The sequence below is a fragment of the Arcicella sp. GW822-FHT02H01 genome (assembly GCF_058802005.1).
Genome location: NZ_JBXANT010000001.1, coordinates 626586 through 641527, shown reverse-complemented (window position 1 = coordinate 641527; position 14942 = coordinate 626586). Strand labels below are relative to the sequence as shown.

The following is a 14942-nucleotide window of genomic DNA, read 5'->3' as shown; positions in this document are numbered from 1 at the left end:
AATATTATGGACTTCAAGAAGATTGTTGAACTATTAGGAGATGATGCTGATAAGTTGCTACAGCATGAATGTACTACTTTTTCAAAGGAACTCTTATACCGCCCTTCACCCGACTATATAAGTCAGGTTTTAGTAGAGAGCAATCGTAGCCCACAGGTATTACGCAACCTTGCTACTATTTTTAACCACGGTCGCTTGGCAGGTACGGGATATGTCTCTATTTTACCGATTGACCAAGACATCGAACACACAGCTGGAGGTTCGTTTGCCAAAAATCCAATTTATTTTAATCCAGAAAATATCCTGGAATTAGCGATGGAAGGGTCTTCCAATGCAGTGGCTACCACTTTTGGGAATCTGGCATTGGTTGCTCGAAAATACGCCCATAAGATACCCTTTATTGTAAAGATAAACCATAATGAATTACTGACGTACCCTACCAAGTATAATCAAATCATGTTTGGGTCGGTTCGGGAAGCTTGGAACTTAGGGGCTACGGCCATTGGAGCTACCATTTATTTTGGCTCAGAGGAGTCAAGCAGACAGATTATTGAAGTGTCTGAAGCCTTTGAGGAGGCTCATAGCTTAGGAATGCCCACTATTTTGTGGTGTTATACCCGTAATAATGGCTTTAAAAAAGAAGGTATTAATTATGAAACAGCCGCGGATATTACGGGACAGGCCAATCATATAGGCGTAACGATTCAGGCAGATATTATCAAACAAAAAATACCTGATACGAATGGCGGTTTTACTGCGATTGACTTTTCAAAAAGCGACCCTTTGATGTATTCAGCGTTGACAACAAAGCATCCGATAGACCTTTGTCGCTATCAGGTAGCCAATTGTTATATGGGTAGAATTGGGTTGATTAATTCAGGAGGGGAATCTAAAGGAGCTTCTGATTTAGTAGATTCTATCAAGAATGCTATTATTAATAAAAGAGCAGGAGGGATGGGGATGATTTTAGGGCGAAAGGCCTTTCAGCGGACATTTACTGAAGGCGTAGAACTTTTGCATGCTGTGCAAGATGTGTATTTAGCCAAAGAAATTGGCTTGGCGTAGGATGGTCATTAAGTTTTTATTTTGGTAAGATAATCCTCAAAATAATTTTCTCTTAGCTGGTGACTTATGTCCTAACCATTATCCACATCTTTTAAAAAAGTTGAAATGAAGATGTAATTATTGATAAAATTGGTTCAAATAGGCTTAAATCGTCTTTCAAACTGAGCTTTGGTCGCCTCAAGCCATAGCCTGACTACGTGAAGCTCTTATCCCTAGCGAGGGACTTATTAAGATTCATGAAATAATCGTTCTTTTAGCCTTTGTTGACTACACATCAAAATCATGATGACCTCCGAAAATATGTAGGATTGTTGAACCCAGATAACTTTCTTGGAACAATTTGTAAAAACATTAACCAAAATACAAAGGAACGGTTATTTCATGAAAGCTAATAAGTCCCTCGCTAGGGATAAATTCTTTGATTATCAGTTATTTATTTGCTTATGGGTAATCGATAGAACTTAAGTCACCAGCTAAGAGAAAGGGAATAAAAATTTGAATATAACGAGATACTTTATTTGTAAAATGTAATTGACACAATCATGAAAATCTCAAAACAATTATTCGCATTTGCTTTTTGGACAATATTAGCATCATGCTCAATAAGTTTGTTTGCTCAAACACAAACAGAGCTAGAAGAAAAAGACTCTAAGCAAGTATCAGAACATTATACGATAGCTTTAGAACAAATTTCGTCTGTACAGCTGGCAGAGTCTCTGACCAAAGCCGAGTTGTTGGAACACGTACAAAATGCAGGAAAAAATTTGAAAAAGGCAGAGGAGTTTTTTGCTTTAGTAGAAAAATACATAGGCAAAATAGATGCGAAAAGTTCTGCCTGTTTGGCTGTTAAACAATATAATAAAGCAGCAAACGGCTATTATTTAGCGATGGTGAAGGAACTGGAAAAAGAAAAATATAATATTGGGGTTATAAAAGCCCATGCAGTGAAGTTTCAAGATGCCATATCTAATGCTGAAACTGAGCATATAAAGGCTAGGATGATGTAGCAGACCTACTATTAAATGATAACTTTTTCTATTAGCAAGTGACTTAAGTCACCAGCTAATAGAAAAGGAATCCCTCTACTTACTCACATTTCTATAAGTAAAAGAATGAAAGATATGTCTTTTGGCAAATCTTGGTAATGATGGAGCATTAACAAGCTTCACATAAGTATTTTTAGGCACACCGAAATATTCATATACTACATTATCTTGAAAGATGATTTTTAATGTTTCATCTTTATAATCAAAATCTTCAATGATAGAAGTCGTCGTGATACGAGTATACTCTTCTGCATTAGCCAAATGTGTTTCTGGGGCAATACCTACCAAAAGATTATAGGCTTCTATGATTACCTTACTCTTCACCGCGGCTTGTGCCTGTAGGTCCTCGTTATCTTGAATTTTATCAGGATGCCACTCTTTTATTAGATTTCTATATGTTTTTTTTAATTCGGAAAGCTCAGTTGTTTTTGTTGCACCAAATAATGTTCTATAAGAATTGATCTTTTTCATGAATTTATCAAAATGTGAATAACGACATTAAACACCTGTTAATGCTTCTATTATTTTATTCGGGTGCAAAATTACGGATTAATATTTAATTTTTTATAGTCAATTGATTTTCTGCTGAATACATTATCAAATGATAATAAATATATTATAATATTAGAGATTGAAAAAAGGCTTCACTTTTTGGTTTTAAGTACAGGTCATTAAGAGTAGCATATAAATGTTGACATAAAATAACCCTTTGATTTTTTACTGTAATCCATGACCTAATGAAAATCTCTTTTTGTCCAACAAAACCTTTCATATAATACTCTACTACATGAAAGTTGTTTAGCATAAATGCTTTCTTTGAAATCGTTTCAGCCCTGTTTTTTTGTTTTTGAGAATCTATGAAGCCATCATAAAATTCGTGAATACTTTTTTCATCAGAAGCATCTAATATATTACCAGTCATTTTTTCGGTAAAAGACACGTAATAGTTTGATAATGAATCTTTAGAAATTATTAACCTCACTTTTGTGTCTTCCATTCGAACCGTTGTATCTATTACAGGCTTTTTAGGTAAGGTGATTTCTACATCATTAGCTTTAAAAATATATCCATTTTGTGCAAAAGTCTTTATGGATAATAACATTAAAGAGAAGATAAATATATTTTTCATCAGTGTTTGAATTATGAGGTACGAATTGGAAAATAAACATCAACAATATAATACACTCTTTTGAAAACATTTGTATTGTGTGGAAATAAACGGGGAATTTTGGGGAATTTCTGTGAGTCTCACCCCTTTATTCATAACCAATCATAGCCAAATCAGCTATAAACCAGCAATGGAATAGTATTTTGACACCCTTAAGCGTAATTAATTATCATTCAATTATTCCCTTTTAAAGTTATGAACAAGAAAACAAGTTTATTCGTTGTAGCTATCTTATTAGTTACTAGCTTATCGAAAGCTCAAAATTTATCTTTTGGACCAATGGCTGGGGTAAATTTCTCTAATTTATCTTCAACCAATAATACTACCTCTACAAAAACAGGACTCACTGCAGGAGCATTTTTTAACTATAGCAGTAAAAATTGGTTTGGCGTAGGCGTTCAAGTATTATATAATGAAATGGGAGCAAAACTGAAAAACTCGACAGCTTCAATTAATCTAAACTATCTACAAGTTCCAGTTTTATTTACGTACTATTTCCCTGGGGATAATACAGCAGGTTCATTTAGACCAAAGTTATTTGCAGGGCCACATGTTGATTTTTTATTAAGTGCCAAAAATCAAGATGGCAATGATTTGAATCCTGACGGAAAGTATTATTCGAGTGCCGATTTCGGGGTAACCTTAGGTGGCGGATTTAATTATGCACTATCAGACCAAATTTGGTTGAATGTAGATGCTCGTTATGGACTGGGTCTAACAGATGCTACAAAATCAACTACTACTAACAGCATGAACAGAAGTTTTGGTGTAAATGTAGGAGTAAGTTTCCCAATCGGAAATCTCTAATTGTTTAAAACGATATAACAAAAATCCCCATTTTACTCTTATTGTGTAAAATGGGGATTTTTGTTTTTTAGGGAGTGATAAATTGTTTGATCAAGATTCAGTGTTAAATATTGTTTCGTAACTGATGGTATACTTAAAGTCATGCTATCAATATTAATTTGTAGAGGATTCCTAAAAGGAGTGGAGACAAAAATCAAATTGCCAAATAGCATACGTTCAATTAATCGCGTGTTTATGATAATATTGTTTAAATTAAGATAATTGGGATTTATAAATTTATAAGATTAATTTTAAACACTATTTAAAAGACCACCAATTTTAAAAGACCTTTATGTACACAAAATTTACACAAATTGCTTTAATTGTTTTATTATTTATTACCATCTCTTGTTCTACTAATAGTAATTTAGTACCCGAACCCGAACTGAATATCGTTGGTACATGGCGATTCCAAAGTGCCACAGGTACAGCTACTGTTGGAAGTCAAACCCAAGACTTAAAATATGACTTAGAAGTAAGTAATAAGGGAGCAAGTCAGAAAATCAAAAAAACACTCACTTGGGTTTTCAACGAAAATGGTACTGGTACACAGGATGGAATTAGTATTACCTATAAAGTGTCAGGTAATACGTTAACTATTACAAAAAATACGAAGACATTTACTGTAAATATTAGCTTAAAAGATGGACAATTAGACATCACAGAAGGTGAAATAGGGATAAAATCCATCATTGATGATTTTAATGCAAGCCTGTCAGGTAATAAAATTACGAAGTATAATAGAACGTCCAATTATAAATCATTAAAAGAAATATTAAGTACCAATGGTACACCTGATTGTTTGGTAAAGACTTATACTTCTAAAGATGAAAACTTTGAAATAACGTCTGAATATTTTTATAATGATGAAAACAAAGTGATAGCTATAACCACAAAAAGCTATAGTCGAACGTTTGGTAATGAAATTATATCAAATTACACATATGAAGAGGAGAAATCTAACCTAGGTTCTGATGTTAAACCGTATATTACAAAGTTTAGCAACGGCGTAATTGCTGAAAGAATCTTTTGTGACAAGAATGGAAGAATAAATAGAAGAGAATCATTTTCCTTACCTCCAGAAGATAAATATCCAGTATTTATTGACTTAGAAGAATATGATATTAATGGAAGCAACACCAAAACAAGCTCTTATTTATATGATGGTTTAACGGGAGAAAAGTATAATTATTTTTTAATCTATGATATAGAATACTTGAATGGAAATTTGTCAAAGGTGTATAATACAAAATATAATTCGCCAAAATATTTGGTATATGAAATAGTAGATTGGACATCTAATATTGCCAAAACAAAAACAGTTTTTTTATACAATTACGGTAATCTAAGTTTAAGTGATAATAATAAGTATCATCCTTCTAAGAGCATCCATTACGATCAAACAGGTAAAAGAATCTATGAAACTGATTTCAAATATACTTTTAATGATAAAGGATATGTTTTGACTAGTGAAGCTATCAGCACAAATGGTACAAAAAGTACTGTAGCATATACTTATATGTGCAAATAGCAAGAAAACGTATCCGTCTGCTTATAGGTTTTTTCCTAGCACCCCAAATGAAAGAAGAGCGTCACGCTCACATTTATTAGTTAATAGCTCGTCTTCCACCATAATAGTGTAGAGTTGTTTTTCTTCCAAGTGAGCAAGATGCTCTTTCGTGTTTTAGGTCGTAGGAAACTATCATTCTGTTTTTAAATTTCCTTTGAAGACAACTTACCAGTAATATAATAAGTAGTAGAAAAATTGATTTTTTAAGAAGATTTGATACATCTATAGGGTGTTTTTTGTAAAATAAATGATTAGTTTCTCTAAATATATTCCAATTTAATAGAAAACAAAAATGCCATCAAAAATAAATTCAAGGGTATTTTGTCAAATTTAGCTTCAGATTTATAGCTTATTTTTATATTTGTTGTATGAGGATGACCGTAATGCTTTAATATTCTTTTCCCGCTTGGTTTCAAAGGCAATGCACTAACTATTTGATAGTGCTAGGCTTTTTATTGTTCAATGATTATAAATTAAAGCAAAAGAATATTATGGCAACCGTATTAAATAAAAATGAAATAGAACAATTTATTTCAGAAGGTTTCATTCGAATTGATAATGCATTTTCTTCAGAAACTGCGAAAGAAGTAGTAGATATTTTATGGAAGGGCATCCCTTTTGAACGTTCTAATCCCCAAACTTGGACACAACCCGTAGTTCGTCTAGGAATGTATTCCCAACAGCCCTTTATAGATTCTGTTAATACCACAGCATTACAAAGTATTTTTAATCAGTTGGTTGGTGTAGACAAATGGATTCCCTGCCAGAGTGTAGGCACATTTCCAGTCAGATTCCCCTGTGAGAAACAACCGAACGATACTGGTAAACACGTTGATGCAAGCTTTCCTGGTAACGACCCAGCCAATTATTTTGAGTGGCGTGTCAACGTCAAATCAAAAGGTAGAGCCTTACTGATGTTGGTTTTGTATTCAGATGTCAGCGAAAACGATGCGCCGACTATCATTTACAAAAAGTCACATATCGATGTGGCAAAGTTGTTATCTCAAAAAGGAGAGTCAGGGCTTTCTTTTATGGAACTGGCAGGCAAATTAGATGAATTGCCTAAAAGAGAAGAAGCTTTTGCTGTAGGAAAGGCTGGTACAGTTTATTTATGCCATCCGTTTTTGGTGCATTCAGCACAAGCCCACCAAGGAAAAACACCTAAATTTATGGCTCAACCTCCTTTATTGTTGCGAAATGAATTAACAATTGCAGGTTCAGATATGCGCTATACCCCCGTTGAACAAGCCATTCGTTTAGCGTTTGATTAGGTAAGTAATATTTATTAAGTCTAGAGGTTGCGATTTGACGACCTCTGGATTTATACTAAAGACTCTGATAAGTGCTAAAAACTAGCAAATATTATTAGGACTTCGTTTTCCTACATTTATTTAATTAAAAAGAACGGCTGACTTTCATTAATTATTGCTAAGATTTCAAATAATCCAGCCTTGTAACTTGAATAGAGCGTAAAAACATTATTTGGTTAATTGATAATCACTGCATTCGGGTTCGCTTCGATGTTTGCCAACCTTTCACGCCATTGTGCGAGTTCCTCAGGTGTTAGTCTCACCCAGTCTGTTACTTCACCAACGACTTTTAATGGTGCTTGGCTACGATAGGAGCGTGTCGGATTGCCAGGGAATTTTTTGTCGGTAACATTTGGGTCATTTTCAAAACTGCCCATCGGTTCAACGATATAAACACGTTCAGAACCATCACCTTTGGCTAAGGTTGCAGCAAGCCCCGCTCCATTCACTAAAGCTGTAAAATAAATATGATTCATGATGATTTCGGGTTTATAATTCGACCTGAACCCTGCTGTCAGCAAATCGCCAATTTGCAAATCCGCTTTCGTTCCGTGATAAAAGGGACCATTGTCTAGAACTTCCGTCTTATCAAGTATGTTTGTTTTAATTTCTATCATTTTTGCGTTTTGAGGGATGTTTTAGAATGACTATTAACGAATATATAACCACCATACGGTGTTAGTAGTTAGTCGGGATTTATTTCAAGTTTCGCTCTTTTAAAAGATTGTCTAATTCTTTATTGTCATATTTGGAGTTATTAGCCAGTTTATACGCAAAAAACAAAGGGATTAATATGAAAAATCCTAAACCGTTTTTCGCAATGCTGTAAAATACAATTCCTATTAGCAATCCAATTAATAGCGCATTAATGATAGCAGTTGATTTCATTTTTTTTGCTACTTGCAATAATTCCTCATCTGTTAATTCTGTTAGTTCTTTTTGTTTCATTTGTAGGATTTCGGTTATTATATTTTTTTAGTTATCAAATCAATGGCTATTCCTATTAGTATTGCTAGGATTTGAAATGAGCCAACCCCTAACAAATAGGCAAAAAAAGCCTTTAAATAATTTTTAAAGCCTCCACCAAAAAACTGTCCAATAGCCCAAGACAGATATATCAATATAATACTAAAAATGACTGTATCAAGAATAGCGTTTGTAACAAATTTGCCAACAATGGGGTGTACCGAAAGCCATAACATACCTTCACCCATGATAAAACACAGCAAAACGCCAATTTCATAAATATTGTACGCATACTTTTTGAAAAAAATCCTTGTCCAGAACACAATGAATATTAACATCAAAATATTGGCATATCCATAGTTGTTCTGAATCCAAAGCATAACATTATTTACACTTGAAGCTCCATATTGTTTTTGAAGTTGTTCTTCACTGAGTACATCAATCTCTAAGTAGCTCGTAATCAAGCTATAAATCACTGAACATAGAAACAAAAAAGTTACAGGTTTCGTACAAGCATTTCTATCTGTACTGAGATAATGGTGAATTAGTTTGCTAGGTCGTAGCAACAATTCACGAACAGTAAACAAAAAACCTCTCTCATAGCCAATCAGGTTAAGAAACTCCTCTGCGGCATATTTTCTATCAACTCTTTTCAATAAAGGTTCTTGTTTGTTGGTATTGATAGCCTGACTAGGATAGTCTAAATGTTCATTCTTCATACTCACCTAATGATAGTTTTTAAAAATTTGTACATAGCAACTTACGATATTGTTGATAAAAATACAAATGCTTTTGTGGAGAAAATTCGCATGAAGGATTGAAAGATTTGTACTGTGGTTTATAAAACTATGGTTATTGTAGTCTAGCAACTTATATGCGGACTAACTAGTATTAAATCCCGAAGGGATGTTATGATTATAGCAATCCTAGATAAAGTCAAGTATATAAACTCCGAAGGAGTGACAGATTCTTCTTACAATTGTATCACCCCTTCGGGGTTAGGTAGGTATTGGAAATTATCTTTTCTATAATCATAATATCCCTTCGGGATTGAGATACTTTAATTATACTACACTCTCGTTTGACGTAGTTTTTACTACGTCATAATGTATTATAATGTAACATGGCAAAAATGAAACGCATTTTATAATTTTTCAACTTGAGGATTAGGAGTCGCCTTCTAAGAACGCCTGACACTCTGACGTAGTAAAAAACTATGCTAAGCGAGAGTAATTTTTAGCGGACTAGAAGTCCTTTTTATCAATAGTTCGAGATACCCTTCGGAACATCTCGAACAGCGTAAAATAATTCTGTCCCTAAATCATTTAGACTATCCATTTTACCATTATTGACCAAACAAGTATTCAATTGTAAAAACATCCAAGCACTTAAACGTGATGTACTTCTTTCTATAAATTTCACTTCCCTGCCTAATTGCTCAATACTTTCTGCTTCAAAAAAAATACATAAATCCCTGAAACAAGTTGATGATAAGTCTATATCATTGAAATCATGTTTTTTCATTCAGCAGAGATAATATTTTTTACTTAGCCTGACGGATATGGAGTTATCTCCAACAAGGACACAAAACACGAAAATTCCTAACTTTTACAATAAGGACATTTGTATCGTTCTTCATCAATCTCTGTTATTTCAGGAGTACTTCTCCAAATATCTTCAAATTCTCTTTGGGTTATTATTTCTAAATTCTCTTCATCATAATTCTCTTCAACTTTCCCATCACAATATTGGGTAGCTTGATATTTACAATCTTCACTTATGCATTTATAAACGTAACAAGAATTACCACGAATATCTGCCAGTATTAAATTAAGCTTTCTATTTAAGAAAAATTTTGTGCCGTTAATCTGACATTTGTTAAAATATGTTTGATCTACCATTTTACAATTATTTATGTTTGTTATTATTGAAAAATAAAAAGTACTATAAAATCTCCCATCAATAAATTGAAGGAATTCCTAAAAGGAGATTTTATAGTACTTTTATCTGTTGCCGAAAGCCGTATGCTTAGGGTATAACTTCCCACAACGGGAATATATTTATTATCTCTGAAATAGATTTAGAGATAAAGTAAATCCAAAAAACTAACCTACTTTATCTCACAGCTACTACTTATTTCACTTCCTCAAAAGGAACATCTTCTGCTGATGAGTTTCCAGCTCCTGAATCAGCAGTTTGTTGTCCTGCATCTCCTGTTGGTTGTGCTCCCTCTGGGCTACCTTGTGCATACATTTCTTGCGAAGTTGCTGCCCAAGCGTTGTTCAATTTTTCAAGTGCTGAATCGATAGACGCTACATCACGTGAACCGTGTGCTGTTCTTAATTCTCCTAAAGCACCTTCAATCGCTGATTTATTACCTGCTGATAATTTATCACCGTACTCTTTCAATTGTTTTTCTGTTTGGAAAATCAATGAATCAGCTTGGTTGATTTTTTCAATTTTTTCACGTTCAGCTTTATCTTCTGCTTCATTAGCTTTCGCTTCTTGACGCATTTTTTCGATTTCAGCATCAGTCAAACCGCTTGATGCTTCGATACGGATATTGCTTTCTTTGCCTGTTCCTTTATCTTTTGCAGATACGTGAAGGATACCATTAGCATCGATGTCGAAAGTAACTTCTACTTGTGGAACGCCACGTGGTGCTGGTGGAATACCGTCTAAGTGGAAACGTCCTAACGAACGGTTCTGCGTAGCTAACGGACGCTCACCTTGCAATACGTTCAATTCTACTGAAGGTTGGTTGTCTGAAGCTGTCGAGAATGTTTCAGATTTCTTCGTAGGAATCGTAGTGTTGGCTTCGATTAATTTAGTGAAAACGCCACCCATTGTTTCGATACCTAATGATAAAGGAATAACGTCTAATAATAATACGTCTTTTACTTCACCTGTCAATACACCACCTTGAACTGCTGCACCAATTGCTACGGCTTCATCTGGGTTAACCCCTTTAGATGGTTTTTTACCGAAGAATTTCTCAACTTCTTCTACTACTCTTGGAATACGTGTTGAACCACCTACCAAGATTACTTCGTCGATATCAGCGTTTGAAAAGCTTGAGTTTTTCATCGCACGCTTACATGGCTCAAGCATTCTTTGGATTAAAGAATCTGCCAATTGCTCAAATTTAGCACGTGATAATGTACGTACTAAGTGTTTAGGCATACCATCCACAGGGAAGATATATGGCAAGTTGATTTCAGTAGATGCACTAGATGATAATTCTACTTTAGCTTTTTCAGCTGCTTCTTTCAAACGTTGAAGTGCCATTGCATCTTTACGCAAATCAACACCTTCGTCGTTCTTAAATTCGTTTGCTAACCATTCGATGATTACTTGGTCAAAGTCGTCACCACCTAAGTGTGTATCACCGTCAGTAGATTTTACTTCAAATACGCCATCACCTAATTCTAATACTGATATATCGAAAGTACCACCACCTAAGTCGAATACAGCAATTTTCATATCTTTACCGCCTTTGTCAAGACCGTAAGCTAGGGCTGCTGCCGTTGGCTCGTTGATGATACGTTTAACTTCTAAACCTGCAATTTGTCCTGCTTCTTTAGTAGCCTGACGTTCTGCATCATTAAAATAAGCAGGTACTGTAATAACTGCTTCTGTAACTGTCTGCCCTAAATAATCTTCGGCAGTTTGTTTCATTTTAGTCAGAATCTGAGCAGAAATTTCTTGAGGTGTGTACAAACGGTCACCGATGCGTACACGTGGAGTATCGTTTGAACCTTGTTCTACAGTGTATGCAATCGTTTTTAATTCACTACCAACTTCTGAATAACGTTTACCCATGAAACGTTTGATAGAAGAAACTGTGTTTTTAGGATTAGTGATAGCCTGGCGTTTGGCAGCGTCTCCGACTTTACGTTCACCGTTACCATTATCTAAGAAGGCAACGATTGAAGGTGTAGTGCGACGACCTTCTGAGTTAGCGATTACGACTGGCTCGTTACCTTCCATTACAGCTACGCAAGAGTTGGTTGTTCCTAAGTCAATACCGATAATTTTTCCCATTGTTAATATTAATTAAGTATATGAATAAGATTTTTATTTTTACTATAAAGAGGCTTACAAGAATGTTTGCCTATTTTTGTTACTCTAAATATGTTTTGCGCTACTCAATCATTACATAAACAGATAGAGATTTCCTTACTTTCAACAATCTTGATGCCAGTACTTTTTTAACCCTTTTTTTGTGCCATAATGGCAGGACACCCTTTTTGATTTGCCATACTAGCAGTTTTTCCAAAAAAAACTGACAGAATACCATAAAATAACAAAGCCATACACAATGACCATTATTTAACGTTTTATTTCTAGCGAGGGACTTAAGTCCCTTACTAGAAATAAAACATTTAGTAAAGCAACTTAAAAAAACTATTCCATAGAAAAGTTGAGGATACCTCCACCACATACAAGATTTTCTTAAAAACAATCAATTCAACATGAAAATATATATTCATACTAAATTTGAAGAAAACGAAGCTTTGCTTATCAAAGAGCAATTATCAGACAAATATAAAATTATCATAGGTGAGGAGGTTCCCGTTGAAAAAAGAGAGGAGGAATTTCTGAGTGCTGGTATTTGTTTTGGCAATGTGCCTCTGGCGTGGGCTCAGAAAACAACTCGTTTGAAATGGCTACAACTGCATTCTGCGGGACTAGACCCTTATCAGCAATTAACTGGCCATACCTTTAAAATAACTAACCTGAAAGGCTTCTTTGGGCAGTCGGTAGCAGAAACGGCGGTAGCTGGTATTTTGGCGATGTACCGTGGTGTCAACCATTTAACCCAACTGCAAATGCAGACGAAGTGGGTCGGGACGCCTTTGCGCTCTACCTTACATCTATTGAATAATGCCAAAGTATTAGTACTTGGGGCAGGGGCAATCGGACTAAAAGTAAGAGATTTACTGACAGGTTTCAATTGTAAAACCACCGTGTTGGATTCTAAAACGATTACACAATTAGAAGAACATTTGCCCACGACTGATATTGTAGTAGCCACTTTGCCCGAAACTCCCGAAACCATTGGTTTATTTAACAAAGAGCGTTTGCACCTACTAAAATGCACTGCTTTGTTTGTAAATGTAGGCAGAGGTTCGGCAGTGGATGAGCAAGCTTTGATAGAAATGTTATTGAATAATCAGCTCTACGGAGCTGTGTTGGACGTGACAGCCACAGAGCCACTTCCAAACGACCACCTGCTTTGGCAAATGCCCAATGTGCTATTAACCCAGCATACCTCTGGCGGATGGGCGAATGAAAATATTGACAAAATTAAGTTCTTTATTGAGAACTTAACAAGATTTGAAAGTGGCGAAGCCTTGGTAAATGTAGCGAACCTAGCACGAGGCTATTGATATACTACAGTTACTTAATATTAGTAGAAGTATTGGGAGAATAATCAAAAAAAAGTGTCCCAATTCTTCTTTCTATATTTTTGATAGGAGCCGCCACTACCCAAATCTTATTAGTTTTTTGTAAAACAACGATGGAATCCTGTACAAACAATGGCGAGGCATACAATGCCAACGCCGAAGTGTTTTCATTGTTTTTATTGCTAGCCACCAGAATTTTCCCTTCAGTATCCACGATGTTGATATTAGAGAAATGATTCATTTGAACGATATTTCCGACGAATCCATTAATTCTTTTTAAGTCCTTTTTCATCAGATTGGTTTGGATAGACCAAAGCAAGGGCTTACAAAGCGTTTTTAATATTTGCTGTTCTTTCTGATTAATGTCTTTGTTAGTATCAAACACCAATATCTCCTGAGCTACTTGGTTTTGGTAATCTTTCCAGTAATAAATGCTGATAGTACTTACCAAAGCAATTATGGTGGTGGAAAACCAAAACCAAGCCCAAGAGTACCCGTGAGGGGAATTTGTAATGACTTTTTGATGAAAGTCCTGAGTTGCTTGCATGAGATTGTTTTCAAAGAGGTATTACAAAAATCTAACTACTACTCACGGTTTCATCAGTTAATGTTTTTTCAGCTTTCACAGGTTCCTCTTGTGGTCTGACAGACAACACTGGAATTTTGGCATGATTCAACACCTGTTGCGCAAAAGGGCCAACGAAATAATCTTCAATTGAATAGCTAAAATCGGCAGTGATAATCAGCAAATCGATATCTAATTCATCTGATTTTCGCAAGGCCGCATGGGCTACGGAATCAGTATAAGTAAAGATAGAATAGCCTTTGATATTATCTTCAACCAGTTTTTCATTCAAGGCCTTCAACTCTTGGTCTAAATAATTAGATTTCTTAGCGGTGTCGTCGTCCAGTAAAGCTAAAATAATGAGTTCAGACTGATATTTTGAAATAATTTTTCTAGCGAATTCATATTTATGCAAGGCATTAGGGATGGTTCTTACAGGGAACAACACTTTCTCGAAATTCTTCCATTTCTTCTCATTCGGTATCGTAAGCACAGGGCAAGAGGCTTTTTTGCTTACATCAAAAGCATTTGTACCCATAAAAAACGATTTAAAGCCCGAAATACCATGTGTGCCCATTACAATCATATCTACAGCATGGTATTCAGCGATTTTAATAATCTCGCTTACCACACTCCCCACAATACACAACGGAATCACCGTGATAGGGTGTTTTGCTGTAACAGACTCGGCCAATTTGGCTAATTTTCTGTTTTCTCTTTGGATAACGTTCTCTCTGGTCAAATCCAGCTCTACACCATGTTCGGAAATAGTTAAATACGTATCAGGATCAATGATGTGTAGTAGATGGATAGTCGATTCATAAGCTTGACTCATGTGTACAGCATAATCTAAGGCATTTAACGATAGTTGGCTGTAATCAATAGGTACTAGGATTTTTTTGATTGTTAGATTCTCCATGATTTAAAAAAATAAGTGGTGAAAAAATAAACCCATTAATTGAATAATTTGACGATATGGTTCTTGTGGTTGTTTT

General features: G+C 34.9%; 16 protein-coding genes. 6 read left to right on the top strand and 10 right to left on the bottom strand.

The features are described 5' to 3' along the window. The first annotated feature begins 6 nt into the window (after positions 1-6). Both AC1RNE_RS02800 and AC1RNE_RS02795 read left to right on the top strand, forming a co-directional pair. Positions 7-1065, top strand: a complete 1059-nt coding sequence (locus tag AC1RNE_RS02800; protein ID WP_492799526.1) for a class I fructose-bisphosphate aldolase — start codon at positions 7-9, stop codon at positions 1063-1065. 542 nt (positions 1066-1607) lie between these two features. After that, positions 1608-2072, top strand: a complete 465-nt coding sequence (locus AC1RNE_RS02795; protein ID WP_492799525.1) for a hypothetical protein — start codon at positions 1608-1610, stop codon at positions 2070-2072. A gap of 75 nt (positions 2073-2147) precedes the next feature. Here the strand turns inward: AC1RNE_RS02795 and AC1RNE_RS02790 are convergent, their stop codons facing one another. Both AC1RNE_RS02790 and AC1RNE_RS02785 read right to left on the bottom strand, forming a co-directional pair. Next, positions 2148-2582, bottom strand: coding sequence for a KTSC domain-containing protein (locus AC1RNE_RS02790; protein WP_492799524.1), 435 nt, complete (start codon positions 2580-2582; stop codon positions 2148-2150). Between the two features lie 145 nt (positions 2583-2727). Then, a complete protein-coding gene (locus AC1RNE_RS02785; protein ID WP_492799523.1) occupies positions 2728-3240 on the bottom strand; it encodes a hypothetical protein in 513 nt (170 codons plus the stop codon). A 234-nt stretch (positions 3241-3474) separates the two neighbouring features. On the opposite strand from AC1RNE_RS02785, the gene AC1RNE_RS02780 reads away from it, so the two are divergent. From AC1RNE_RS02780 to AC1RNE_RS02770, 3 genes are all read left to right on the top strand, one after another. Continuing rightward, the gene (locus AC1RNE_RS02780) at positions 3475-4086 is read left to right on the top strand and encodes a porin family protein (RefSeq protein WP_492799522.1); all 612 of its coding nucleotides are present in this window, start codon (positions 3475-3477) and stop codon (positions 4084-4086) included. A gap of 331 nt (positions 4087-4417) precedes the next feature. Next, on the top strand, positions 4418-5656 hold the full coding sequence (locus AC1RNE_RS02775) for a hypothetical protein (RefSeq protein ID WP_492799521.1): 1239 nt from the start codon (positions 4418-4420) through the stop codon (positions 5654-5656). Between the two features lie 530 nt (positions 5657-6186). After that, entirely contained in the window at positions 6187-6966 is a 780-nt protein-coding gene (locus AC1RNE_RS02770) for a phytanoyl-CoA dioxygenase (RefSeq protein WP_492799520.1), read from the top strand. 215 nt (positions 6967-7181) lie between these two features. Here the strand turns inward: AC1RNE_RS02770 and arr are convergent, their stop codons facing one another. From arr to dnaK, 6 genes are all read right to left on the bottom strand, one after another. Then, entirely contained in the window at positions 7182-7622 is a 441-nt protein-coding gene (arr, locus tag AC1RNE_RS02765) for an NAD(+)--rifampin ADP-ribosyltransferase (RefSeq protein ID WP_492799519.1), read from the bottom strand. A 79-nt stretch (positions 7623-7701) separates the two neighbouring features. Then, positions 7702-7953 carry an FUSC family protein gene (locus AC1RNE_RS02760; RefSeq protein WP_492799518.1) on the bottom strand — a complete coding sequence of 84 codons (252 nt, stop codon included), beginning with the start codon at positions 7951-7953 and terminating at the stop codon, positions 7702-7704. A 17-nt stretch (positions 7954-7970) separates the two neighbouring features. After that, a complete protein-coding gene (locus AC1RNE_RS02755) occupies positions 7971-8690 on the bottom strand; it encodes a DUF3667 domain-containing protein (RefSeq protein ID WP_492799517.1) in 720 nt (239 codons plus the stop codon). 541 nt (positions 8691-9231) lie between these two features. After that, the gene (locus AC1RNE_RS02750; protein ID WP_492799516.1) at positions 9232-9495 is read right to left on the bottom strand and encodes a hypothetical protein; all 264 of its coding nucleotides are present in this window, start codon (positions 9493-9495) and stop codon (positions 9232-9234) included. A 77-nt stretch (positions 9496-9572) separates the two neighbouring features. Then, a complete protein-coding gene (locus tag AC1RNE_RS02745; protein WP_492799515.1) occupies positions 9573-9872 on the bottom strand; it encodes a hypothetical protein in 300 nt (99 codons plus the stop codon). A 232-nt stretch (positions 9873-10104) separates the two neighbouring features. Beyond that, complete coding sequence (gene dnaK / locus AC1RNE_RS02740) at positions 10105-12015, bottom strand: molecular chaperone DnaK (RefSeq protein ID WP_492799514.1); 1911 nt, start codon at positions 12013-12015, stop codon at positions 10105-10107. Between the two features lie 431 nt (positions 12016-12446). Between dnaK and AC1RNE_RS02735 the strand changes: the two genes are divergently transcribed. Next, a complete protein-coding gene (locus AC1RNE_RS02735) occupies positions 12447-13364 on the top strand; it encodes a D-2-hydroxyacid dehydrogenase (protein WP_492799513.1) in 918 nt (305 codons plus the stop codon). Between the two features lie 10 nt (positions 13365-13374). Here the strand turns inward: AC1RNE_RS02735 and AC1RNE_RS02730 are convergent, their stop codons facing one another. Both AC1RNE_RS02730 and AC1RNE_RS02725 read right to left on the bottom strand, forming a co-directional pair. After that, positions 13375-13929 (bottom strand): hypothetical protein, encoded by a 555-nt coding sequence (locus AC1RNE_RS02730; protein WP_492799512.1) that lies wholly within the window; start codon positions 13927-13929, stop codon positions 13375-13377. A gap of 31 nt (positions 13930-13960) precedes the next feature. Beyond that, on the bottom strand, positions 13961-14866 hold the full coding sequence (locus tag AC1RNE_RS02725; RefSeq protein ID WP_492799511.1) for a universal stress protein: 906 nt from the start codon (positions 14864-14866) through the stop codon (positions 13961-13963). Positions 14867-14942 lie beyond the last annotated feature (76 nt).

Bases quoted from the DNA above. Each gene is read 5' to 3' on its own strand.
- AC1RNE_RS02725 (WP_492799511.1), bottom strand. From the start codon at position 14,866: ATGGAGAATCTAACAATCAAAAAAATCCTAGTACCTATTGATTACAGC.
- AC1RNE_RS02735 (WP_492799513.1), top strand. From the start codon at position 12,447: ATGAAAATATATATTCATACTAAATTTGAAGAAAACGAAGCTTTGCTT.
- AC1RNE_RS02760 (WP_492799518.1), bottom strand. From the start codon at position 7,953: ATGAAACAAAAAGAACTAACAGAATTAACAGATGAGGAATTATTGCAA.
- AC1RNE_RS02790 (WP_492799524.1), bottom strand. From the start codon at position 2,582: ATGAAAAAGATCAATTCTTATAGAACATTATTTGGTGCAACAAAAACA.
- AC1RNE_RS02770 (WP_492799520.1), top strand. From the start codon at position 6,187: ATGGCAACCGTATTAAATAAAAATGAAATAGAACAATTTATTTCAGAA.
- AC1RNE_RS02800 (WP_492799526.1), top strand. From the start codon at position 7: ATGGACTTCAAGAAGATTGTTGAACTATTAGGAGATGATGCTGATAAG.
- AC1RNE_RS02785 (WP_492799523.1), bottom strand. From the start codon at position 3,240: ATGAAAAATATATTTATCTTCTCTTTAATGTTATTATCCATAAAGACT.
- arr (WP_492799519.1), bottom strand. From the start codon at position 7,622: ATGATAGAAATTAAAACAAACATACTTGATAAGACGGAAGTTCTAGAC.
- dnaK (WP_492799514.1), bottom strand. From the start codon at position 12,015: ATGGGAAAAATTATCGGTATTGACTTAGGAACAACCAACTCTTGCGTA.
- AC1RNE_RS02745 (WP_492799515.1), bottom strand. From the start codon at position 9,872: ATGGTAGATCAAACATATTTTAACAAATGTCAGATTAACGGCACAAAA.
- AC1RNE_RS02780 (WP_492799522.1), top strand. From the start codon at position 3,475: ATGAACAAGAAAACAAGTTTATTCGTTGTAGCTATCTTATTAGTTACT.
- AC1RNE_RS02775 (WP_492799521.1), top strand. From the start codon at position 4,418: ATGTACACAAAATTTACACAAATTGCTTTAATTGTTTTATTATTTATT.
- AC1RNE_RS02730 (WP_492799512.1), bottom strand. From the start codon at position 13,929: ATGCAAGCAACTCAGGACTTTCATCAAAAAGTCATTACAAATTCCCCT.
- AC1RNE_RS02750 (WP_492799516.1), bottom strand. From the start codon at position 9,495: ATGAAAAAACATGATTTCAATGATATAGACTTATCATCAACTTGTTTC.
- AC1RNE_RS02795 (WP_492799525.1), top strand. From the start codon at position 1,608: ATGAAAATCTCAAAACAATTATTCGCATTTGCTTTTTGGACAATATTA.
- AC1RNE_RS02755 (WP_492799517.1), bottom strand. From the start codon at position 8,690: ATGAAGAATGAACATTTAGACTATCCTAGTCAGGCTATCAATACCAAC.